Source organism: Winogradskyella vidalii, assembly GCF_013403955.1.
Lineage (GTDB): Bacteria > Bacteroidota > Bacteroidia > Flavobacteriales > Flavobacteriaceae > Winogradskyella > Winogradskyella vidalii.
In genome coordinates this window covers 222,234-245,752 of the sequence record NZ_JABFDG010000005.1, presented here as the reverse complement: position 1 = coordinate 245,752, position 23,519 = coordinate 222,234, and the positions used below count along the sequence as shown (strand labels likewise).

Annotated in this window: 19 protein-coding genes; 14 read left to right on the top strand and 5 right to left on the bottom strand. The window is 33.2% G+C overall.

What is annotated here, in order from left to right; translation table 11 throughout:
- Positions 1-12: 12 nt before the first annotated feature.
- Complete coding sequence (locus tag HM982_RS13085; protein ID WP_179353694.1) at positions 13-960, bottom strand: MlaD family protein; 948 nt, start codon at positions 958-960, stop codon at positions 13-15.
- Between the two features lie 194 nt (positions 961-1,154).
- Positions 1,155-2,270, bottom strand: a complete 1,116-nt coding sequence (locus HM982_RS13080) for an N-acetylmuramoyl-L-alanine amidase family protein (RefSeq protein ID WP_179353693.1) — start codon at positions 2,268-2,270, stop codon at positions 1,155-1,157.
- 108 nt (positions 2,271-2,378) lie between these two features.
- On the opposite strand from HM982_RS13080, the gene HM982_RS13075 reads away from it, so the two are divergent.
- The 8 genes from HM982_RS13075 to HM982_RS13040 all read left to right on the top strand — a co-directional run bounded on the left by HM982_RS13075 (position 2,379) and on the right by HM982_RS13040 (position 13,214).
- Positions 2,379-5,144 carry a putative LPS assembly protein LptD gene (locus HM982_RS13075; protein WP_179353692.1) on the top strand — a complete coding sequence of 922 codons (2,766 nt, stop codon included), beginning with the start codon at positions 2,379-2,381 and terminating at the stop codon, positions 5,142-5,144.
- 206 nt (positions 5,145-5,350) lie between these two features.
- Positions 5,351-5,731, top strand: coding sequence for a RidA family protein (locus HM982_RS13070; RefSeq protein WP_179353691.1), 381 nt, complete (start codon positions 5,351-5,353; stop codon positions 5,729-5,731).
- 201 nt (positions 5,732-5,932) lie between these two features.
- Positions 5,933-7,114 (top strand): acyl-CoA dehydrogenase family protein, encoded by a 1,182-nt coding sequence (locus HM982_RS13065; protein ID WP_179353690.1) that lies wholly within the window; start codon positions 5,933-5,935, stop codon positions 7,112-7,114.
- 133 nt (positions 7,115-7,247) lie between these two features.
- Positions 7,248-8,300, top strand: coding sequence for a peptidoglycan bridge formation glycyltransferase FemA/FemB family protein (locus tag HM982_RS13060; RefSeq protein WP_179353689.1), 1,053 nt, complete (start codon positions 7,248-7,250; stop codon positions 8,298-8,300).
- Positions 8,301-8,376: 76 nt separating this feature from the next.
- The gene (locus HM982_RS13055; protein WP_179353688.1) at positions 8,377-9,147 is read left to right on the top strand and encodes a TIGR02757 family protein; all 771 of its coding nucleotides are present in this window, start codon (positions 8,377-8,379) and stop codon (positions 9,145-9,147) included.
- A gap of 154 nt (positions 9,148-9,301) precedes the next feature.
- Entirely contained in the window at positions 9,302-10,342 is a 1,041-nt protein-coding gene (locus HM982_RS13050; RefSeq protein WP_179353687.1) for a GMP reductase, read from the top strand.
- 121 nt (positions 10,343-10,463) lie between these two features.
- Positions 10,464-11,951, top strand: a complete 1,488-nt coding sequence (locus tag HM982_RS13045; RefSeq protein WP_179353686.1) for a S10 family peptidase — start codon at positions 10,464-10,466, stop codon at positions 11,949-11,951.
- A gap of 78 nt (positions 11,952-12,029) precedes the next feature.
- Positions 12,030-13,214, top strand: coding sequence for a sensor histidine kinase (locus HM982_RS13040; protein ID WP_179353685.1), 1,185 nt, complete (start codon positions 12,030-12,032; stop codon positions 13,212-13,214).
- Between the two features lie 64 nt (positions 13,215-13,278).
- On the opposite strand, the gene HM982_RS13035 is transcribed toward HM982_RS13040, so the two are convergent.
- Positions 13,279-15,174 (bottom strand): M61 family metallopeptidase, encoded by a 1,896-nt coding sequence (locus HM982_RS13035; RefSeq protein ID WP_179353684.1) that lies wholly within the window; start codon positions 15,172-15,174, stop codon positions 13,279-13,281.
- Between the two features lie 84 nt (positions 15,175-15,258).
- Here HM982_RS13035 and HM982_RS13030 point away from each other — a divergent pair, with 84 nt between their 5' ends.
- The 5 genes from HM982_RS13030 (at position 15,259) to HM982_RS13010 (ending at position 20,523) form a co-directional block, all read left to right on the top strand.
- Entirely contained in the window at positions 15,259-16,266 is a 1,008-nt protein-coding gene (locus HM982_RS13030; protein WP_179353683.1) for a glycosyltransferase family 2 protein, read from the top strand.
- A gap of 91 nt (positions 16,267-16,357) precedes the next feature.
- Positions 16,358-18,283, top strand: a complete 1,926-nt coding sequence (locus HM982_RS13025) for a BatA domain-containing protein (protein WP_179353682.1) — start codon at positions 16,358-16,360, stop codon at positions 18,281-18,283.
- Positions 18,280-19,533, top strand: a complete 1,254-nt coding sequence (locus HM982_RS13020; protein WP_179353681.1) for a dihydroorotase — start codon at positions 18,280-18,282, stop codon at positions 19,531-19,533. Before HM982_RS13025 ends, HM982_RS13020 begins: the two co-directional genes overlap by 4 nt.
- Before the next feature lie 10 nt (positions 19,534-19,543).
- Positions 19,544-19,873, top strand: a complete 330-nt coding sequence (locus HM982_RS13015) for a hypothetical protein (RefSeq protein ID WP_179353680.1) — start codon at positions 19,544-19,546, stop codon at positions 19,871-19,873.
- 5 nt (positions 19,874-19,878) lie between these two features.
- A complete protein-coding gene (locus HM982_RS13010; protein WP_179353679.1) occupies positions 19,879-20,523 on the top strand; it encodes an alpha/beta hydrolase in 645 nt (214 codons plus the stop codon).
- Between the two features lie 62 nt (positions 20,524-20,585).
- Here the strand turns inward: HM982_RS13010 and HM982_RS13005 are convergent, their stop codons facing one another.
- Together HM982_RS13005 and HM982_RS13000 are read right to left on the bottom strand one after the other, a co-directional pair.
- Complete coding sequence (locus HM982_RS13005; RefSeq protein WP_246296790.1) at positions 20,586-21,011, bottom strand: hydrolase; 426 nt, start codon at positions 21,009-21,011, stop codon at positions 20,586-20,588.
- 83 nt (positions 21,012-21,094) lie between these two features.
- Complete coding sequence (locus tag HM982_RS13000; RefSeq protein ID WP_179353678.1) at positions 21,095-21,856, bottom strand: MBL fold metallo-hydrolase; 762 nt, start codon at positions 21,854-21,856, stop codon at positions 21,095-21,097.
- Between the two features lie 208 nt (positions 21,857-22,064).
- Here HM982_RS13000 and HM982_RS12995 point away from each other — a divergent pair, with 208 nt between their 5' ends.
- Positions 22,065-23,516, top strand: a complete 1,452-nt coding sequence (locus HM982_RS12995; protein ID WP_179353677.1) for a TonB-dependent receptor — start codon at positions 22,065-22,067, stop codon at positions 23,514-23,516.
- Positions 23,517-23,519 lie beyond the last annotated feature (3 nt).

Sequence of the window (23,519 nt, the reverse complement as noted above, 5' to 3'; positions counted from 1 at the left end):
ACTCTGAAGTATCTAGTTGTTATTAATCTGCTCTTGTGTAGGCTCCTCGTAAGGAATCTCTCTTTTAGACAAAATACGTCTATATCTTGCGGGGTGAAGTTTTATATCTAAAAGTAATAATTGTAGTTCTTTTGATGCATTTTCTAAATTATCATAAAGCGCATCGTCTTTTAACAATTTACCCATTGATCCTTCACCTGCTTCTAATCCTGATGCTAACTGGTTAAGTTTTAATATGGTTTCATCTAAATTTTTAACCGTGTTACCTAGGTTGGCTTCATTTAAATTTTCGATTAAAATAGCTAATTCTGAACTTGTTTTGTCAAAATTCTCTAATACAGATGTAATTTTTTCATCATTTGCTCTAATGAGTTCATTAGCAGAAAAAGCGACGCTTTTAAAGGTCTTTAATGTGGCATTTAGCTCTGCTATAGTTTGTTTTAGACCATCTTCTGAATCATCAACCACCATAGTGTTTAAACTATTCACTAAGGTATCTGCCGATCTAAGTGTAGTTCCTAAATCTTTACTTATACCAGAAAAATCATCTCCTAATGAGTTAATGATGCCTTCTTTTACCTCAGATTGGATAAAATCACCTGATTCAGCAATAATACCATCTTCTGCATCTACAATAGCTAAGGCATTACCTCCCATTAATCCGGTTTGGTACAATCTAACGGTACTGTTTTTGGAAAATTTTAATTGAGGTGTCACAGAAAACTCGACAATGGTTTTACCAGAATCAAAATCGTATCTTATATCCTCTACTTTGCCTATTCTATTTCCTTTTATTGTGACTGGAGACGATGGACTCAATCCATTATAATTAAATTCCGTATAGTAGGTATTAGAAGTTGTAAATAAATTTTCTCCTCTTAAATAGGTGAATAAAAACACAAAAAGGGCAATACCAGATAAGACTAATATTGCTGTTTTAATTTCTCTTGAGATTTTCAATGGGCTTGACTTTGATTTTAAACAAAATTAGTAATAAATATATTAATAATTTTTATATAAACTCATCTGTTTTTTTCTTTAACTTTTAAATCCCCTAATTCCTACTAGAATAAGGCATTTAAAGCAATATCATAAAATCAACTTTGATTTACGTAGAGCGTTTTATTCCATTTTTAATAAAAATAAACACCTATTTAATTAGGAGAAGATTCTAATGCTTCAGTAACCGAAATCTTTTTACCATCTTTAAAAGCGACGATAAAAGCACCTGAATAGCCTTTTAATTTTGCAGTATTCTGAAGTGTTTTTATTTGGTTGTAATCCGAAGTATTTCCGCAATAGTATTTATAGATGTCACCAGCTTTTTCACTGGAAATATCATTAAGACCATTAAAATTATAAGGTTTGGCTTCTAAAAGTCTCGAACCTGCTGAAATTTGTACTTTAAAGGTCACGCCCTCAACAACTCTTGGGGCTTCTTCCTCCTCTACCATAGAATCTGGATCAACCAAAAGAATGTGACTGCCGACATTCTGATCGAGTTCTTCTTTAAAGTCTAGAACAGCACGTTTAATTGCATCTGCCATTTTAGATTGTCCGGCTGCTGAGTTAAGATATTTTCCTTCTTGGTTATTGGTTAGAAACCCAACTTCAACCAAAACACTTGGCATGTAGGTATTTCTAATTACTAATAGACTCGCTTGCTTTAAGCCTCTACTTTTTCGTTTGGCTTTATTAATAAAATTATCTTCAATTTTTCGGGCTAAAACAACACTTTGCTCAACATATACCTCTTGCTCAATACCAATAGCAATAGAAGATTCTGGTGAGCTTGGATCAAAACCGGCATAATTTTCTTCGTAATTATCCTCTAGAAAAATAACTTCGTTTTCTTTCTTTGCGACATCAAAATTACGTCCCGTATTTTTTTCACCTAATACAAAAGTTTCAGTTCCACTCGCTTGTGAGCTGTGCGCATTACAATGAATAGATACAAATAAATCTGCATCTGCTCTATTGGCAATATTTGCGCGCTCATGCAGAGCTACAAAAACATCTGTTTTACGTGTATAAATAACCTTTATATCTGGGTTTTTCTCTAGTTCGCGACCTACTTCTAAGGTAATTTTTAATGCAATATGTTTTTCTTTATGACCATTACCTAAATTTCCTGGGTCGTCACCTCCATGTCCAGCATCTAATACCACCACAAACTTTTCTTCTTGCGCCTGCAAGCTTGCATTAGATGTTAAAGAAGTTATAAATATGAACAGTAAGAATACTAATAAAGTTTTTTGCTTCGTTTGCATATAATAATTTAACGGTTTATAAATTCGGTTTATTATACATTTGCCATTGTAAAACAGTATTTTTCTTTTCTAATTTTAATAAATTAATCACAAAAAATTACTGTACTTTTGGCGTTTCAAAAACCGAGCCATACTTTTACAAAAATACATTTAAAAGCGTTGCATACAAAAAGCTTATACATACTTTTTACCTTGAGTTTTACAGTGTTTATCAACACTTTTAACTTTGCGCAAGAATTACCTAAAAAGGACATTTCAATTCCTGCTGAACAACGTAAAGACTCCACTAAAATCGCGATAGACTCTATTGTTAAACCTCAAAACCTTAAGGAAATAGACTCCACAAAGAAAGATTCTACGAAGAAAGAAGGTCTCTTAGCAGCTACTGTAAAATATACAGCATCGGATTATGTTTCTTTAAATCAACGCTTAAAAAAAATATACCTCTATAACGAAGCTGAAGTCTTATACCAAGATATGGAAATTAAGGCCGGTGTTATTGAGATAGACTACAGTAAAAATTTAGTTTATGCTGGTCGATTAAAAGACTCTACGGGTTACTCACAACGCCCTGTTTTTACACAAGGTGCCAATGTTATTGAGCCCGATTCTATTGTGTTTAATACCGAAACAAAAAAAGCTCTAGTCTTTAACTCTAGAACAGAGCAACAAGGTTTTAAAGTCTATTCTCCTATCACAAAAAAAGAGAATGATTCGGTTTATTTTATGAAAAAAGGACGATTTACAACCGCTGAAGACGAAGAAGATCCCGAATATCAATTTGTCACTAGTAAAATGAAACTCGTTCCCAATAAAAAAGTAATTGTTGGGCCAACCTACATGGAAATATATGGTGTACCAACGCCTATTGCATTGCCTTTCGCATTTTTCCCGATGACTAATAAGCAAACCTCTGGTATTATTTTTCCATCTTTTGGAGAAGATAGTAACAGAGGTTACAACATACAAAATGGAGGTTATTATTTTGCTATTAACGACCATTTAGATTTAGCCGTCCTTGGTGATTATTACACCAATGGTAGTTATGGTTTACGAATAGAAAACAACTACGCCGTTAGGTATAAATATAATGGTAACGTAAGTTTTAGGTACGAAAATTTATTAAATGAAGAACGCGGTTTCCCCGATTTCAGCCAAAGCACCGTTTATAACATAAGGTGGTCACACAGCCAGGACAGTAAAGCAAGCCCTAATTCTCGTTTTTCTGCCTCTGTTAACTTAGGTAGTAGTACGTATTATCAAGAATCTATAAACCAGCTAAATCAATCCAACTTCTTAAATAATACACTAGCATCATCGGTTTCCTATTCAAAGACATTTTCAGGTGAACCACAAGTAAATTTGAGTTTATCAGCGACTCATAGTCAAAATACAAATACAGGAGATATTAATCTAACACTACCTACTTTACAAGCTTCTATGGGACGGGTCTATCCTTTTGCACCCAAAACAGGAACTAAAAAAGGAATCATTCACAACATTAATTTTCAAGTAACTTCAAAAGGAGAATACAGAATTGCAACTAATGACACTTTATTTGGCAAAAGCGAAATGTTTGATGATGCCTTAACGGGAATGCAACACAGCATACCAATTACAACAAACTTTAAAGTATTTGATTATTTTAGTGTTAGTGCCAATGCTAATTTTCAAGAAAACTGGACACTTAAAACTGTTAATAAGTACTACGACCAAGCTACAGATGATGTCATTTCAATTGATCAAAATGGTTTTGATCGTTTTGCAACCTATAATGTTGGTGCTAGTATTGGAACATCAATTTATGGAATGTATAATTTTGAAGAAAAAGGCGAAAACAAGAAAATAAAAGCAATTCGCCATGTTATGCGACCTTCTTTAAGTTATAGTATTAGCCCGGCTTTTAATCAGTATTATGAAACCTATGATGTTATTGATGCCGACGGAACAACATCCGATCAAGTAGACTACACGCGTTTTGAAAATTCAATATATGGTAGTCCTGGCAATAACTATTCTAGTAGTGTAGGTATTTCTCTAGGGAATAACCTTGAAGCCAAAGTAAGAGCTAAAGATTCTACAAAAACAGAACCTGAAAAAGTTTTTATATTAAATAACCTTAACTTTTCAACTGCTTATGACATTGCTGCAGATTCCTTAAGATGGAGTCCTGTAAGAGTTAGTGGTGGTACTCAAATTCTAGATAGCAAGATGAGTATTAATTTTGGTATGACGCTTAATCCCTACGCATTGGACAGTAATAATAGTGTGGTTAATACTTTTAATATTAATAATGGAGGAAGCTTATTTAGATTAACTTCAGCAAATATAAATTTAAGCTACTCCTTATCTAACGATAGCTTTTCTGGTAAAAAACCGGAAGAAGACAGTGCTGCGGCCCAAGAATCGGCACGTTCTGGAGGGCGAACCGATGGCCTTTTTGGAAAATCCGAAGATTTTGCTGACCAGCGACTTGGCGATCGAGATAAAAATGAAGAAAAGGACGATGAAGAAACCAATGAATTCTATAATTATAAAATGCCATGGAATTTAAAATTGGCCTATTCTGCTAATTACTCCAATACACAGCGTCAAAATGAAATCTCTTCAAATTCCTTAATGTTTTCAGGTGATGTAGACTTGTCTCCTCGTTGGAGTGTTGGTGCGTCATCGGGTTACGATTTTTTAAATAACGGCTTTACCTATACACAACTTCGTTTTGAACGTGATTTGCTCAGTTGGCGTATGAATTTCACTTGGATTCCTTTCAGTGATCGTACCTCTTGGAATTTCTTTATAGGTATAAGTTCTAACCTACTTAAGGATTTAAAATACGATCAGCGTAAAAGACCAGACCAACAGCTTGGTAACTAATTTAAGCTAAATCTGTAATTTTTCCATCTCCATACCTTAAGAAATAACATATAGACATATAACGATTTCTTTAGTCCGCTTCCCTCCTTACCTCCATAAAACAATACCAAAATCTCAAACTTTTCAAGCTAATTTATCAATAAAATTATCTTAAATTTGAAATACTGTTTAACCTTGATGAGATTAAAAATTAAGAAAGAAGTTTTATGAAAAAAATAATCAACACCCCCAAAGCACCAGCTCCAATAGGTCCTTACAACCAAGCTATTTTAACAGGAAATACCCTATACACTTCTGGACAAATTGCATTAGACCCAGAAACTATGGAATTAGTTTTAGATGACATTTCAACCGAAACCAAACAGGTTATGGAAAACATGAAAGCGGTTTTAGAAGCTGCAGATATGACCTTTGAAAATGTAATTAAATCGTCAATTTTCATTAGTGATATAAACAACTTTAAAGAAATCAACGAGGTTTATGGTAAATACTTCAATGAAGCTACAGCACCAGCAAGGGAAACCGTTGAAGTGGCTAACTTACCCAAATTTGTAAATGTTGAAATTAGTATGATTGCAATTAAGTAATTCACTTATTATACGGCACCATAATTATAATACTCATGTCGTCTATTTTATTTACACTTAAACTATTAATTATGACTTAATTATGGAATAACAATACCTTGCACTTACATAATAAGGGTCTTAAATCTTAAAAGAATTCAACTTGTTATAGCTCATATAAACCACAACATTTCAGATTATTAAAATTAATAAAGTTCATTTATGAATGATACACCATCGCTAAACGTTTCGACAATGCTTCCTATTGATGCCGCAAAAGAAATTTATGAGTTAGCAAATTCTCATAGAAAAGAAACAGAAGATTTAAGGAGGCTTGCGCCTGCAGTTGAAGAAAAATTAAGAACAAGTGGCTTATTTAGATTAGGCTTACCTAAATTTTTAGGCGGATGGGAAGATAATCCCGTAGAGGTTTTAAAAGTTTATGAATTATTAAGTAGTGCAGAAGCTTCTGTTGCATGGAGTGTTTGGAATAATCACTTGGCTTGTACTTTTGGTCGGTATTTAGACAAAGAAAGTATGAAAGAAATCTATAAAAATTCTTCTCATATTTATGCCAATTCGGCACGACCTGAAGGTTTCGCTGAAATTGTTGATGGTGGTTATAAAGTCTCTGGGAGATGGACATTAGTTTCGGGTTGCGAATTATCAGACTGGTTTGTTTTACGATGCCTTGTAACTGGTGGCGACTTGCCTAAAACACTTGGTCCTGGTGCTAAATTAAAATTATTTTACATTCCTAAATCCGCTGTGAAAGTTATTGATACTTGGAGCGTAGGCGGACTTAAAGGTACCGGAAGTCATGATATAGAAGTAGAAGAAACTTTTGTAGAAGAAAAATATGCTATTGCTTTTGATAGCCCTGTATATGTTAATAATGCTTATAATAGATTACCAATTGGTTGCTTAAATGCAGCAGGTTGCGCCTCTATAGCCTTAGGATTACTTAAATCTGCAACAGACGAATTAATAAAAATTTGCCTAGAACGTGTTACACCGGGTAAAAATCTAGATATCCGTGATCGTCCAACCGTTCAAACTGCTATTGCTAAAAGTAAAACGACTTTAGAATCTAAGCGCGAGCAATTACACCGTACCATTTCAACCTTATGGAATGAAGCTCTAAACGAAAATACTTATACAGATATTCAATTAGCTGACGTTTGGGCTGCGTCTATCGAAGCTGCTACAGCTGCAAGAGCTATGGTTACTGAAATTTATGCAGTGACAGGTACAGCTTCATTATATACCAAGTATAAAATTGAAAGAGTTCATAGAGATATTCATGCCGTTCTACAACATGGTATTGTACAACCACACTGGATGAATCAAGCAGGTATGGCCTACGTAGGAATAAAGCCTACTGGTGCAATGTTTAGAGTGTAAGAGCACCTTTTATATTTGTCAATACAACCTAAAGAAGCTAATACTTCTTTACTTTTGGGTTCGAAAAAAATTAAATAAATCCTACTCCTATAACGAAGGTTTATTTTAAAAATGCTATTAAAAGATTATATAAATGATTGAAGTAATTAAGGATAAAAAGACATGGAGTGAACTATTGGCAAAAGTTGAAAATTCAGACTTTTATCATAGTTATGACTATCATGAGCTTTCTAAAAATGCTGATGAATCTCCAGTTCTTATAAAATATACAGATGGAATCACCACACTTATATTACCTTTACTAATAAGAGATATTGAAAATTCAATTTTTAAAGATGCAACTTCTGTGTATGGATATGCTGGGCTTTTAGCTTTGCATTTAGATAATCAATTTGAAAAAGAAAATTTTCATAATGAATTTAAAACCTTTTGTTATGAAAATAAAATTGTTTCAGTATTCTCTAGACTTCACCCCTTTATCGATTACCAAGAAAAGCTTCACGAAGGCTTAGGTACAATTACAGCATTGAGTAAAGTAGTTTACAAAGATTTAAGTGAATCACTAGAAGAACAGCGTGCAAAATATAATCGACGATTAAAAACCTATTTAAATAAATCTCGAAAACTCTGTACCGTTATAGAAGGTAATATCGATGAGCACCTGGAGTCATTCATTCATTTGTACACAGAAAATATGAAACGTGTTGATGCAGATGATAGTTACTTTTTTGATAACGATTATTTCTATAAATTATTAAGCAGTGAAGACATTGACTCCAAGTTATTACTCTGTAAGTATAACGAAACACAAGACATTATTGCAGGTGCCATTTTTATAAAAACAGGCAACATTGTACAGTACCACTTATCTGGTTTAGATGAAGACTATTTTGAACTCAATCCAATAAAATTAATTATTGACGAAAAACGAATTCAATCGACTAATGAAGGCTATAAATATTTTAACCTTGGTGGCGGAAGAGGTAGTAAAGAAGATTCTTTATTCAGATTTAAAAGTAGTTTCTCTAAAGACTTTAAAACTTTTAAAATTTGGAAGTATATTGTTGATGAAAACACCTATGTTTCTCTAACGGAAAATCATTTAGGAACATCCATAGAAAACGACGATTTAAGCTCTGGCTACTTCCCTGCTTATCGTGCTCCAATAAAGGCTTGCAGTCCTTAATTTTATTACTTAAGTCCAAACTTTAACATTGAATAAAATATTCAGTGTCATAAATTTGTAGTCAAAAACATTACTATTGAAACTAAAAACATCAGAACTTAAAGATTTTTTAGACGAAAAAGTCAACCTCTATAATAATCCCAAATTCATTGAGAGCGACCCAATTCAGATTCCGCATCAATTTTCAAAAAAAGAGGACATTGAAATTGCTGGTTTTTTAGCCGCAACTATTGCCTGGGGAAACCGAAAAAGTATTATTAAGAATGCCAATCAAATGATGGCCTTACTAGACCACTCCCCTTTTGAATTTATCACACAACATAAAGCATCTGATTTAGAAAAACTAAGTCCTTTTGTACATCGCACGTTTAATGGTAAGGATTTTATGCAGTTTATTGAAAGCTTACAGCATATTTATAAAAACCATAATGGTTTAGAAGCTGTATTTTTAAAGCATGCAGAAAAAGACTCCCTTCAGCAAAGCATTCATCACCTTAAAAAAGTATTTTTTGAAATCCCACATTTGGAGCGGACTCAAAAACACGTGAGTGATCCATTTAAAAATTCTGCAGCAAAACGAATTAACATGTATCTACGCTGGATGATAAGAAATGATAACAATGGGGTTGATTTTGGAATATGGGAAACTTTGTCGCCTTCGCAATTAAGCTGTCCTTTGGATGTCCATTCTGGTAACGTAGCACGTAAATTAGGCTTATTAAAACGAAAACAGAATGATGGTAAAGCTTTAGCCGAATTAGACAAGGCATTACGAAAATTAGATGCTAACGATCCTGTAAAGTATGATTTTGCATTATTTGGTTTAGGCGTTTTTGAAGACTTCTAAATGCATTTTTAAAACCAACCACACTTAACGTTAGGATGGTTTAAGAATTCTACTATAAACAATTGTTGATAAAACATTACAAGACATACGCATTCTCGAACCTTCTTTTTTGAAAGAACTTGTATTTTTGAACCCTACCAAATTCACTCCAAAAATGCATATAGAACAGGATATAAAATTAGGTTTTAAGGATGTTATGATTCGTCCAAAACGCTCCACATTAAAAAGTAGATCTCAAGTCTCATTAGAACGTAACTTCACTTTTTTAAATAGTACAGCAACGTGGACAGGTGTTCCTATAATGGCAGCCAATATGGATGCCGTTGGTACTTTTGAAATGGCATTAACTTTAGCGCAACACCAACTTTTTACAGCCATACATAAGCATTACACAGCAGCACAATGGCGCACCTTTTTAAATACGGCGCCTAAAGATATTACAGATTATATTGCCATAAGTACGGGCACAGGAAAGGAAGATGCTAAAAAATTAAAAACGGTTTTTAAAAGTCACCCTGAATTAAAATTTATTTGCATTGATGTAGCCAATGGGTACTCAGAACATTTTGTAGAGTTTTTACAACAAACCCGTAAAGCGTATCCGAATAAAGTTATTATTGCTGGTAATGTTGTCACAGGAGAAATGGTGGAACAATTATTACTCTCTGGTGCCGATATTGTAAAAGTAGGCATTGGTCCTGGGAGTGTTTGTACCACACGTATTAAAACTGGTGTTGGTTACCCGCAATTATCGGCGATTATCGAATGTGCAGATGCAGCTCATGGCATAGGCGGACAAATTATAAGTGATGGTGGCTGTACTACACCTGGCGATATTGCCAAAGCTTTCGGTGCTGGAGCAGATTTTGTAATGCTTGGTGGTATGCTTTCAGGTCATACAGAAAGTGGTGGTGAACTAATAATTAAAAATGGAGAACAATACAAACAATTTTATGGTATGAGTTCTGCAACTGCAATGGATAAATATGCTGGTGGCGTTGCAGAATATAGAGCTAGTGAAGGTAAAACCGTAGAAGTTCCTTATAAAGGGGATGTTAAAGAAACCATTCTAGATATCTTAGGCGGTTTACGAAGTACTTGTACTTACGTTGGTGCAGCGCGCTTAAAAGAATTAACAAAACGTACCACTTTTATTCGTGTGGCCGAGCAAGAGAATCAGGTTTATAATGGCTAAAGTGTATTAGTTATAAAACTAATATGCGCCTCATCTACTTTGTATTTAGGAGTGATTATAGCATTCTAAATTCAGGTGTCATTTTAGTATCTTTGACCTTTTTAAATAAAATACATCCAATATGAAATTCAATCTCCTTTTACTTCTCTGTATTAGTTTTACTTTTAGTTTCTCTCAAGATTTAAAAATTCCTGTAGATACAACTCATGTTACCAATCACTCGGTGACCATAAAAGGGAAGCAAATTAACTATAAAGCCGAAACAGGATTTCAACCCGTTTGGGATAATAATGGTAAAATGATTGCATCACTTTATTATACCTACTATAAACGAACAAATGACCCTAAAGGTAATGACAGACCAATTGTCTATTCCTTTAATGGCGGACCAGGTTCTGCATCGCTTTGGATGCATATTGCTTATACAGGGCCAAAAGTTTTAAATATTGATGACGAAGGTTATCCTGTTCAATCTTATGGTGTAAAAGACAATCCTAATTCAATTTTAGATGTGGCCGATATTGTGTTTATAAATCCTGTAAATACTGGGTACTCTAAAAAAGTAGCCGACAAAGATGGTAAAATGCCAGATAATAAATTATTCTTTGGTATTAATGCTGATATTAAATACCTCGCGAGTTGGATGAATACCTTCACCACAAGAAAAAACCGTTGGCAATCGCCTAAATATATTATTGGTGAAAGCTATGGGGGCACACGTGTTATGGGCTTATCCTTAGAGCTTCAAAATAGCCAATGGATGTATCTAAATGGTGTCATTATGGTGTCGCCTGCAGATTATAAAGTATTACGTACTGGAGGGCCTTTAGCTTCAAGTTTAAATTTACCTTATTACACAGCCGCTGCGTGGTATCACAAAATGTTACCGCCTGTTCTTCAAAATAAAGATTTATTAGACATTTTACCCGAAGTTGAAGATTTTGCTATTAATGCTGTGATGCCAGCTATTGCTAAAGGCGGTTTTATCTCTGAAGAAGAAAAGAATGTCATAGCGAAACAAATGAGTCACTATTCAGGTTTATCTGAAAAAGCGATTTTACAACACAATTTAGATGTCCCAACACGTTTTTTCTGGAAAGAATTACTTCGCGATAAAACCGGAGAAACTATTGGTCGCTTAGACTCTAGATATCTTGGTATAGATAAGGTGGAAGCTGGTACAAGTCCAGATTATAGTGCAGAACTAACGTCTTGGCTTCACTCCTTTACACCTGCAATTAACTATTATATTCAAAATGAATTAGGCTTTAAAACCGATGTAAAATATAATGTCTTTGGAAATACAGGTCGTTGGGATAATAGCAACGACAATACACGCGATGATTTACGTCAGGCTATGGCCCAAAACCCTTATTTAAAAGTTTTTACACAATCGGGTTATTACGACGGCGCTACTACTTATTTCGCTGCAAAGTATTCGCAATGGCAAGTAGATCCTAGTGGAAAAATGAAAGATCGTTTTTCTTTTAAAGGTTACCGAAGTGGCCACATGATGTATTTACGAAACGAAGACTTAATTAAAGCCAATGACGATTTACGTGAGTTTATTGAGAATTCACTCTCAAAAGGAAAATCTGCTAAATATTAACTTCCTATTCACATCAATATATAATCCCTACGTGATTAATTTACGTATATTTTTTTAAACCTAATTGATTTAAACCTTATGAAAAGCCCCAAATTTTCTACTAATGAAGCAGAGCGTTTACAAGCTGTAAAATCCTATAACATAATAGACACCTTACCCGAAAACGATTATGATAATCTAACAGAGTTAGCAGCGACTATATGTAATGCTCCGATTTCGCTTATCACCGTTTTAGATAAAACTCGTAATTTTTTTAAATCGCATTACGGTGTTTCTTTTAATGAAACGCCAAGGGATGTTTCTTTTTGTGGCCATACCATATTAAACGACGATATATTTATAGTGGAAGACGTTAGTAAGGATGATCGTTTTTTTGATAATCCTTTAGCACTAGAGCATAATATTGCTTTCTATGCTGGTGTGCCTTTAATTAATAAAAACGGATTTAAATTAGGTACTATTTGTATTTATGATTTTAAACCTAGAACATTGAGTATTTCTGAAATAAAAGCAATGAAAACACTAGGTCAGCAAGTTGTGAATTTGTTTGAATTGAAAAAAAAGAATGACAATCTAAATGCTGTAACAGACGAGCTTCAGCAACGTAACCACCAGTTAAAATCATTTGCTAGCTTGGTGTCACACGATTTAAAATCACCATTGTCCAATATTATATCCCTAACAGATTTATTAAAACAAGAAAACCAAAATAACTTATCTAAAGACTCATTACAATACCTAGAATATATAGAAGATTCTACAACCATACTTAAAGATTATATTGATGGTATTTTAAAGTATTACAGTGCTAATGAGCTTTTAGAATCCGCAAAAGAAGATATTACACTTAGTGAAATAGCAGATGATATTAAGCAAATTCTAATTGCTGATAATGATCAACTTTTATTTGATGATGCTAAAATTAAAAGCGTAAATAAAGCCGCTTTATCTCAAATTTTAATCAATTTGGTAGACAATGCACTTAAGTATAATAACAAAAGTGAACGCATTGTAGAAATTACATATCAATTGCTTCCTAACCATCATAAATTTAGTGTTAAAGATAATGGGATAGGAATTCCTTTAGATCAACAAGAGGAGATTTTTGAAATTTTCAAAACCATTCAAAATGATTTTGCAAAATCTAATACAGGAATTGGATTAAGTACTGTTAAAATATTAGTTGAAAAACTTAATGGTGTTATTTCAGTAGTTTCAGAAATTGAAAAAGGAAGCACATTTAGTTTTACTATAGAGCACTAAATATTAAAAAAAAAGCTGATAAACTATTTAGGTTTATCAGCTTTTTTTTAAGGTTTTCTATACCTTATCCTTTTAACCAAGCCGCTCTCAAAGCTTTTTGAGCTTCCGTAGCATTGTCATTCTCTACAATAGATTCAGCATCCGCATAGGCTTTAGTTAATGTTGTTTCAATTTTAATCAACTTGCCATCACGTTCTATTTCCATAGTAATATCTTGACCTTCTTGCCATTCAAACATAGATCCAATAACCTGATTAGCATTAATCAAGGTTAATTCTGTTTCATTAACTTTTTTAATAACATCGCCTGCTTGAATACCTTGCGCCTTCCAAAACGAGTTTTCTAAAGCCATTGGCGAAAAGAAAATAGTACCATTTTCTTGGTTGCCATCAAAAATTATGTTTTGCCCACCAGCAAAAATATAGTTAGTTTCAGCTTGCGCTTGGCCTATGGTTAAACCTACCATTTCAAAAAACTCATTATAATTAATTGGTAAGTCTCCTTCAACATGGGTTCTTAAAAATTCACCAACACTTGGGTAGGTCATTGCTGTAATCTCTGCAATAAGCTTATCATCTTCAAAAGGCTTTTCTTTTCCGTATTTTGCAGAAAGCTCCTTCATTAATGATAACATACTTCGATTACCATCACTTTCTTTTCGCATTAAAATATCTATACACATACCAATCAATGCACCTTTCATGTACACATTATAATATTGCGAAGCGTAAGGTTCTTTTAGAACATTTTCACTCATGATTGTAAAACTCATAGCATCATCCATACGTTGCGTAGAAACATCAATTTTAGTCTTCATCGTATTGTAAAAAGTAGCTTCATCCGATAGACCTTCATACACTTGAAAATGCTGTGCAAAATATTCCGTTACCCCTTCATACATCCACAAATGCTTAGAGAATGTTGGTTGGTTATAATCAAAATAGTGAACATCCTCAGAATGTACAGATAAAGGCGTTACGATATGAAAAAACTCATGTGAAATGACATCGATAATTGAACTTTGAAGCCCTTCTAAACTATCATCTTCACCAAAAACTGCCACTGTAGACGTATGGTGTTCTAAAGCCCCATAACCTTTCGGGTCATTTTCGCCACCTCGAGATAAATACAAATAAATATCGTAACGTGGTGTTGTATTTACATCGCCTAAATAGTTTTTCTGTGCTTCCATCATTTTATAGATGGTTTCTTTTAGATCTGCAGCATTATGCTTTTTTGTTGGCGAATACAGGCTTAAAACAATTTTAATATCACCTACCATAAATTCTTCAACATCTAAATCGCCATACATCATAGGATTATCTGTAATGTCAAAATATCGCTGTGCAAAATAACTTGTTGTTACAGTTTTGCCATCTTCGCTAGTTGTTGTTCCTTTATCTTCTAAAGCAGATGTTCTTATAAAATCTGTTGGTGCCGTAACATCTAAGGCGTATTGGTTATTCTTTAACGAATCGAAATACCCAATAAATCCATGTAGGTTTAGTACAAAATTATCTGCTTCAATGTTGGTTCCTGATGGTGAAAACGGGTCTTCGCCACCAATACCTCCTGTTGTTTCAACATCAAAAGTATCGTTAACATAATACTGAAGTTTATCTAGTTTTAAAGCCTCTGTAATAGTCCAAGTATTAGCATCAGTCTTAGTAGCCGTTAGCTCATTACCGTCGTAATCTAAAGCTTTAAAATCATCAACATATTTACCAAAATCACTTACAGCATAAGTCCCTTGTACCACTCTAGGCAACCTATAGGTAACCGTTTCTGCCGTAAATCGACCAGGATCAATCGTTACTGGTACTCTATCATTATTTACTGCGGTTAAATCTAAAGCCGTTTCAATAGGATTGCTTGTGGCCAAATCATCAACGTTTAATTTTGTGGATCCACATCCCACTAAAACAACACCTAAGCCAAGCATGGCTAAATAATTCTTCATAATTAAATTTGTATTTTTTTACTAGACGGACAAAACTACAACCTGTTACTATTAAAAACCTAAAGGTTTTGTTAAATTCGCAACATGTCAAACGCCTTAATTAGCATTTTAATTCCTTTTAAAAACACAGAAGCCTATATTGGTGAGTGTGTTGACTCTATTATTAACCAATCCTATTCCAATTGGGAAGCTATTTTTATTGATGATAATTCTAACGATGGCTCCTACGCTATTATTGAAAGCTACACACATGAAGACTCTAGAATACAACTCTATAAAAATGATGCAAATGGAATTATTAATGCCTTAAAAACAGCATACAAATACAGTTCGGGACACTATATTACAAGAATGGATAGTGATGATTTAATGACGGTTATCCGACTAGAAACCATGTTAAATAATCTTGAAAAACATGGTAAAAAACACCTTGCTTTAGGCCTTGTAAACTATTTTAGAGCCGATGGCTTAAGTGACGGTTTTGCACGTTATGAGCGTTGGTTAAACGGATTAACTATTAACGGAAATAACTATACCGAAATCTATAAAGAATGTGTAATCCCTTCCCCTTGTTGGATGCTTCATCGTGATGATTTTGAAGCCTGTAATGGGTTTAATTCAAATACTTATCCTGAAGACTACGATTTAGCTTTCCGATTCTATAAAGCGGATTATAAGTGTATCCCTTGCGATAAGGTACTACTACACTGGCGCGATTACAGCACTAGAACATCTAGAACTCACGAACATTATGCAGAGAATTCATTTTTGGACCTTAAAGTGGACTATTTTTTAGAATTGAATTATGATGCGTCCAGACCTTTAGCTGTTTGGGGTGCTGGACATAAGGGTAAAACTTTAGCCAAAATATTATTGAAAAGAAACATCCCGTTTTGCTGGATTTGCGACAACCCTAAAAAAATAGGTAAACATATTTACGACCAGGAACTATTTAATTTTGATTTTCTAGCTGAACTTCAAAACCCACAAAGCATTGTAACTGTAGCCAATACAAAAGCACAAGAAGAAATCTCGCAATATTTTGAAACTAACCATATGAAACCCATGATTGATTATTTCTTTTTCTGTTAAATTTCTCAGAAGCTAAACGAGGTTATCTCTTATGATTATTTATATTTGAAGCATTAAGACCTATCAGGTCTAATAAAACTTATAATAACAAATGCAGTTTAAAAATCCCGAATTACTTTACGCTCTATTTTTGCTGGTAATTCCCATACTTATACATTTATTTCAGCTACGCCGTTTTCAAAAAGTTGAATTCACCAATGTTAAGTTTTTAAAATCTGTAAAACTACAAACACGCAAAAGTTCTCAGCTCAAAAAATGGCTAACTCTGTTAACACGAATGTTGCTTTTAGCCTGTATTATTATAGCTTTTGCACAGCCTTTTATTCCGAATACAGACGACTTTAATGACACTCAAGAAACGGTAATATATTTAGATAACTCGTTTAGTATGCAAGCTAATGGTAGTAATGGTAGTTTGTTAAATGAGGCTATTCAAGACATCATAACTACCTTACCCGAAGATGAACCACTAAGTTTATACACTAACAATAAAACCTATAGAAACACTACCGTAAAAGCCATAAGGAATGAATTAATTCAATTAGATTATTCTCCAACGCAACTCAATTACGATGCTGCTTACTTAAAAGGAAAACAATTATTTACTAATCAAGGTGCTGCGACTCAGAATTTGGTTTTGGTATCCGATTTTCAACAAAAAGAAACCCCTTTAAACTTTGAAACCGACAGTACAGTTCAGCTTAAATTGGTACAACCAAAATCAAATTTAGCCACTAATATTAGTATCGATAGTGTCTTTGTTTCTAATACAACTTCTGAAACTCTAGACCTTAATGTTAAATTATCTAACGCCGCTGAACCTGTAGATAATGTTACCATTTCCTTATTTAACAACGATGTATTGCTCACCAAAAGTGCTGTAACCATTGATAAAACAGCCGAAACCACCTTTACAATTGCCAATAATAAAGCGATTAATGGAAAATTAATGATTGATGATACCGGATTACAATTTGATAATACCTTTTATTTTAATATCAACTCGAAACCAAAAATTAAAGTCTTAACCATTAATGAAACTGTAGACGATTCGTTCTTAAAACGGATATACACTGAGGATGAATTCGATTATAAAAGTTTTAAACTAAATACGCTTAATTTTAATTTAATTCCAGAGCAAAACTTGATTGTATTAAATGAATTAGATGTCATTTCAAATGCTTTAAAGACAGCATTAATTGCCTTTAAAAACGACGGTGGAAAATTACTAATTATTCCTTCTAACACTATTGATATAAACGCGTATAACCAAACCCTAAGAGACTTAAACCTCAATCTTATTAAGCGCAAGAACGCTAACGAAAAACGCATTACGAGTATTAACTACGAGCATCCGCTTTTAACCAATGCTTTTTACACCAAAGTAACTAACTTTCAATATCCTAAAGTTGACAACTCTTACCGTTTTGATTCTAATTCAAATACTGTTTTAGCTTATGAAGATGGCACCCCATTTTTAGTTGGTAATACAACGAGCTATGCATTTTCTTCGGCATTAAATAAGGACAATTCAAACTTTAAAAATTCACAATTAATAATTCCGGTATTGTATAATATGGGTTTACAGAGTTTAAAGCTTTCAAAATTATATTATACCATTGGGCAACCCAATTCTATAGCCATACAAACCTCCATTGGCCAAGATGATATTTTAACTTTGAATGACAAGGACAACGCAGTGATTCCACTTCAGAAAACCTATAGTAAATCTGTGGTCATAGAAACTGATGATTTTCCTAATTCCGCGGGAATCCTTAATGTTAAAAATAAAGCGCAAGTCCTACAAAATTTAAGTTTTAATTACAGCAGAGCAGAAAGCAATCTAAAATATTATGATTTAAATGCTTTAGCCAACACTAATATAGAATCGCGCTTGGCAACAACCATTAATAATATAAAAAGTAGTACAAATATTAATGCGCTATGGAAATGGTTTGCTATTTTTGCATTAGCATTTTTACTAATAGAAATGTTACTTCTAAAATATCTTAAATGAACGCACTCATAAAATCTGCAACCATCGTTGATTCTAAAAGTGATTTTCACAATGAAACGGTTGATATTTTAATCGAAAAAGGTCATATTTCCAAGATTTCTAAACGCATTGCCAACCCTAACAATTACCAAGAAATAAAATTAGAGAATTTACATGTTTCTCAAGGTTGGTTTGACAGCAGTGTATCTTTTGGAGAACCTGGTTATGAAGAACGAGAAACAATACCTAACGGCTTAAAAACGGCTGCATACTCTGGTTTTACTTCTGTAGCATTAAATGCGAATTCTAATCCTGTAATTGATAGCTATGCCGATATAACTTTTGTAAAATCTAAAGCTAATAACCATGCCGTAAGCCTTTACCCTATTGGTGCCTTAACGCAATTGAGCGAAAGTGAAGATTTAGCCGAATTATTTGATATGTCTAATGCAGGTGCTGTTGCTTTTTACGATTATCAAAAGCCTATTTCTAACCCTAATTTGATGAAAATTGCGTTGCAATACGCTAGTAATTTTAACGGTTTAGTATGCTCTTTTCCTCAAGAATCTAGAATTTCTGGTCTTGGTGTGGCTAATGAACATATTAACAGTACAAAACTAGGATTAAAAGGAAATCCGGCTTTAGCTGAAGAATTACAAGTTGCTCGAGATTTATTTTTGTTAGAATACACCGAAGGAAAACTTCATATCCCAACAATTTCAACTGCAAAATCCGTGGAATTGATTAGAGCTGCCAAAGCAAAAAAACTAAATGTAACTTGTAGTGTGGCGATTCATAATTTGATGTTTACCGATGCCGTGTTACCCGAATTTGATACCAATTATAAAGTACTTCCACCTTTAAGAATACAATCTGATTGCGATGCTTTAATTGAGGGCTTAAAAGATGGGACTATTGATATGGTCACTTCGGATCATAACCCAATTGATATTGAACATAAAAAAATAGAGTTCGATTATGCTAAGTATGGCACTATTGGTTTAGAATCTGCATTTGGGGCATTACAAAACAACTTTACAACTAAGAAAACCATTAGTCTTTTAACCCAGGGGAAATCTAGATTTGGAGTAAAAGAATCTACTATTAACGAAGGTGAAATGGCAGATTTAACCTTATTTAATCCCGACGCTACTTATGAGTTTAGCACATCTCATATCACATCCCGCTCAAAAAACAGTATGTTTTTAGGTTCAAAACTAAAAGGTAAAACTTATGGTATCATTGCCAACGACAAAATGCTAATAAAGTAAATATAATTTCATGAATCAGAATACGATAGACGAAGGTAAAACGCTTGGTTTAGTGGCTTACTTAACCTTATTTGGTACATTAATCGCGTTTTTTATGAATCAAGATAAACGCAATCCGTTTACAACTTTTCATATTAGACAAGGTTTAGGTTTGGGCCTAGCTTATATCATTTTGGGATTTGTTGTCAGCAGTTTTGATAGTTTTATGATAAGTATGTCTTTCTGGGTGTTTTTTTCTGTATTATATATCTACGGAATCATAGGAGCGCTAACAGGAAAACTTAATAAAGTACCATTGTTAGGTGATTTTTTTCAAACTATATTTAAATCTATAGGCTAATAATTATGTCGAAACTTCATTATATAACGAGACCTTCTTCTTTAAAAGAAAATGCACCATTATTAATAATGTGTCATGGTTATGGCAGTGATGAAAATGATTTGTTTTCTTTTGCTTCTGAATTGCCAGAGGAATTATTCATCATTTCAGTACGAGCACCTTACCCAATGCAGCCTTATGGGAATGCTTGGTATGCTATTAATTTTGAAGCTGACAAAGGAAAATGGAATGACAATGTTCAAGCTAAACAATCCGTAGAATTAATTTCTGAATTTATTGATTATGCTTGCGACACGTATGCCGTTGATTCTAAAAATGTGACGCTTTTAGGTTTTAGCCAAGGCTCTATTTTAAGTTATGCTGTAGCATTGACCTACCCTGAAAAAGTAAAAAATATTATAGCTTTAAGTGGTTATATCAGCGAAGACATTTTACCAGATACTATTGATAAAAAGGCCGTTGAACACCTCAATTTCTTTTGCTCTCATGGTTCGGTTGATCAAGTCATTCCTGTAGAATGGGCACAAAAAACACCTAAATTTCTAGAGAATTTGGCTATTAAACATGTGTATTCAGAATATCCTGTTGGACATGGCGTAGCCCCTCAAAATTTCTTTGATTTAAAAGAATGGCTCAATAAGCATTTGTAATTTTAGAAGTCTTACTACTTTTAGAAGTCACTAAAGTATAGTATAAAAACCCGTAATATCGTTTAATTAACTTTTGGATACAATAAGTGATCGATTAATTCGTATTTAAGATTATTGTTCTCATCGATGGTGTATTTAACGAGAATTTCTCCCCAAAATAAACCATCTGTAAAGTTTGCTATCATCCATCTGTGATTGATAACGCGAACTTTATTAATTAATAATTTAGAACCTGTAGTCGATACATAAGGTACAATTGGATGATCCTCGCCTTCATAATCATTCATATTATATAAACCATCGATTACTAACGGAATCAATTCTTCAGTATCATAACCTTGGGCTTCAAAATAAGTTAAGGCATCCTCATTACCTTCGATATTAAAATAATTTAATTCAAAATTTTGATCTTGTAAAGTTTTTATTGTTTTTTCTCGTTCTTCAACCTTGTTCTTCACTTTAACAATATCAGTTTCATACTTATCCATGATATTTTTTGAGCTTACATACTGAAAAAGGAGTAATAACACTGAAAAAATAAATAAATACATTAAAATCTTGCTCTTCATATCTATAAGGTAATTTGTAAGTTATCGTAAGCTAAAAAAACGTTTTTTGGTAATTGCTTTTGAACATCATCATGAAACCCCAACAAATGGCCAATATGAGTTAAATAAGCGCGTTTAGGATTCACTTTTTTTATAAACTCTAAGGCTTCTTCTAAGTTAAAATGAGAAATATGTCGTTCAATACGCAAGGCATTCACAACTAAAACATCTAAGTCTTTAAGTTTTTCAATTTCCTTGTCTGCTACTTTTTTCATGTCTGTTAAATACGCAAAATTATGAAATCTATAACCAAAAACTTGTAGTTTATAATGTAAGCCATCAATAGGAACAACCTTGAGATTACCAGCTAAAAAAGGCTCGTTTTTCACTTCTGTTTTTGTAACATTTGGAACGCCAGGGTATTTCTTTCCTGTTGTAAAAATATAATCGAAACGTTTTTCTAAAGATTTAAAAACTCGTTGGTGAGCATATAACGGAATATCCCCTTGTTTAAAGAAGAATGGCCTAATATCATCTAATCCCATAGTGTGATCGGCATGCTCGTGAGTAAAAATAATACCATCAATTTTAGTCACATTAGCTCTAAGCATTTGTTGCCTAAAATCAGGACCACAATCGATTACAAAAGTATAGTTCTCCCACTCTACTAATACAGATACACGTAAGCGTTTATCCTTAGGATTCTCACTTAAACATACAGGGTGATCACTTCCAATAATTGGAATACCTTGTGATGTACCTGTGCCTAAAAATTTAATTTTCAATGCTTTAGTTTTTAAGTATTTGACCTTGAATTATTATACTCTCAAAAAAGCGCCCTTTTTTTCTTTCAATTTAATGGTAAAGAAAAAAAACACCTTATTATATTATGATAATTTCAATTCAAAAAGTGCCACTACAAAAATAAACTTATTTTTTTGTTTGCAATAGTAAAACAGTACCTTTGCTTTAAAGCAAATAAACCCAAATCCTATGAAGGACATAACGTATACAGGCGATTCTGATTTTGAAAATATTCCATCATTAAAAGATAAAGCCTTACGTATAAATCTTAATGCTGATATCTATGGTACCTTTTCTGAAATTGGTGCAGGACAAGAAACTGTTCGTCAATTTTTTAGAGCAGGAGGTGCATCTGGAACCATTGCTAAAGCTATGTCTGCTTACGATAAAGATTTTAGTGATGCTATTTATGGCATTGAAGATGATAAACGTTATGTTACTGAAGCCCGACTCCGTAAGATGTTAAATCACGAAGTGAATTTAATGGAGAAACGTATTACTAGAGAAAAGCATCCTAATAAAATATTTTTCTCTTATGCCAATACGGTTGCGACCATAGATTTTGCTAAAAAATTTAAGGGCCATGGTTGGGTAGGTATTAAATATCAAGCTGCACCAAATCAAGAATATAACGAAATTGTACTTCACATTCGTTTTAAAGAAAATGATGCACGTTTACAGCAAGAAACATTAGGTAAATTAGGTACAAATTTAATTTACGGAGCCTTTTACAAATACAACCAACCTCGTAAACTATTACGTTATTTATACGATCATTTAGATAAAGATCAATTAGAAATTGATACAATTAACTTTTCAGGACCTGTTTTTGAAGATGTTGATAATCGTTTAATGAGTTTACAACTGGTTAAAAACGGAATGACAGATGCCGTAATGTTTGCACCTGATGGTAATAATGTTTTACCGGCTCGTGTACTTTATAAGAAGAATATCTTAACCCTTAGAGGTAGCTTTAGACCCGTAACTAAAGTGAATATGGATATGTTTGAGCGTTCTTACGAAATGTTCATTAAAGAAAATAAGGTTGAAAAGGAAAAAACACAAGTAATATTTGAAATTACGTTATCTAACCTAAGAGCTGAAGGTAAGATTGATGAGCAAGATTTTATGGATCGTGCTAAACTCTTATGTTCCTTAGGACAAACGGTACTGATATCTAACTTCCAAGAATATTACAGATTAGTAGAGTACTTCTCTCAATATTCTAGAAATAGAATGGGATTAGCCATGGGTGTCAATAACCTCGTTGATATTTTTGATGAGAAATATTACCGTCATTTAAGCGGTGGTATTTTAGAAGCTTTCGGAAAATTATTTTATAAGGATTTACGTGTTTATTTATATCCTATGATGAACGAAGATGGAACTATAACCACTAGCGAAAACGTTAAAGTACATCCACGAATGAAAGAACTTTTCAAATTCTTTAAGTATAATGGCAAGGTTGTAGACATTACAGATTACGATACCTCTAACCTATCTGTCTTCTCGAGAACGGTCCTTAAAATGATTTCAAATAATGAAACCGATTGGGAAAAAATGTTACCAGAAGGCGTTTCTAAACTTATTAAAGAGAAAAGCTTATTTGGTTATGAATCTGAAGAAGTCTTACACAAGTAACAA

Excerpts from the sequence above, each read along its gene's own strand:
- HM982_RS13080 (WP_179353693.1), bottom strand. The coding sequence starts at position 2,270 with ATGCAAACGAAGCAAAAAACTTTATTAGTATTCTTACTGTTCATATTT.
- HM982_RS13070 (WP_179353691.1), top strand. The coding sequence starts at position 5,351 with ATGAAAAAAATAATCAACACCCCCAAAGCACCAGCTCCAATAGGTCCT.
- HM982_RS13065 (WP_179353690.1), top strand. The coding sequence starts at position 5,933 with ATGAATGATACACCATCGCTAAACGTTTCGACAATGCTTCCTATTGAT.
- HM982_RS13060 (WP_179353689.1), top strand. The coding sequence starts at position 7,248 with ATGATTGAAGTAATTAAGGATAAAAAGACATGGAGTGAACTATTGGCA.
- HM982_RS13050 (WP_179353687.1), top strand. The coding sequence starts at position 9,302 with ATGCATATAGAACAGGATATAAAATTAGGTTTTAAGGATGTTATGATT.
- HM982_RS13045 (WP_179353686.1), top strand. The coding sequence starts at position 10,464 with ATGAAATTCAATCTCCTTTTACTTCTCTGTATTAGTTTTACTTTTAGT.
- HM982_RS13040 (WP_179353685.1), top strand. The coding sequence starts at position 12,030 with ATGAAAAGCCCCAAATTTTCTACTAATGAAGCAGAGCGTTTACAAGCT.
- HM982_RS13035 (WP_179353684.1), bottom strand. The coding sequence starts at position 15,174 with ATGAAGAATTATTTAGCCATGCTTGGCTTAGGTGTTGTTTTAGTGGGA.
- HM982_RS13030 (WP_179353683.1), top strand. The coding sequence starts at position 15,259 with ATGTCAAACGCCTTAATTAGCATTTTAATTCCTTTTAAAAACACAGAA.
- HM982_RS13025 (WP_179353682.1), top strand. The coding sequence starts at position 16,358 with ATGCAGTTTAAAAATCCCGAATTACTTTACGCTCTATTTTTGCTGGTA.
- HM982_RS13020 (WP_179353681.1), top strand. The coding sequence starts at position 18,280 with ATGAACGCACTCATAAAATCTGCAACCATCGTTGATTCTAAAAGTGAT.
- HM982_RS13015 (WP_179353680.1), top strand. The coding sequence starts at position 19,544 with ATGAATCAGAATACGATAGACGAAGGTAAAACGCTTGGTTTAGTGGCT.
- HM982_RS13010 (WP_179353679.1), top strand. The coding sequence starts at position 19,879 with ATGTCGAAACTTCATTATATAACGAGACCTTCTTCTTTAAAAGAAAAT.
- HM982_RS13005 (WP_246296790.1), bottom strand. The coding sequence starts at position 21,011 with ATGGATAAGTATGAAACTGATATTGTTAAAGTGAAGAACAAGGTTGAA.
- HM982_RS12995 (WP_179353677.1), top strand. The coding sequence starts at position 22,065 with ATGAAGGACATAACGTATACAGGCGATTCTGATTTTGAAAATATTCCA.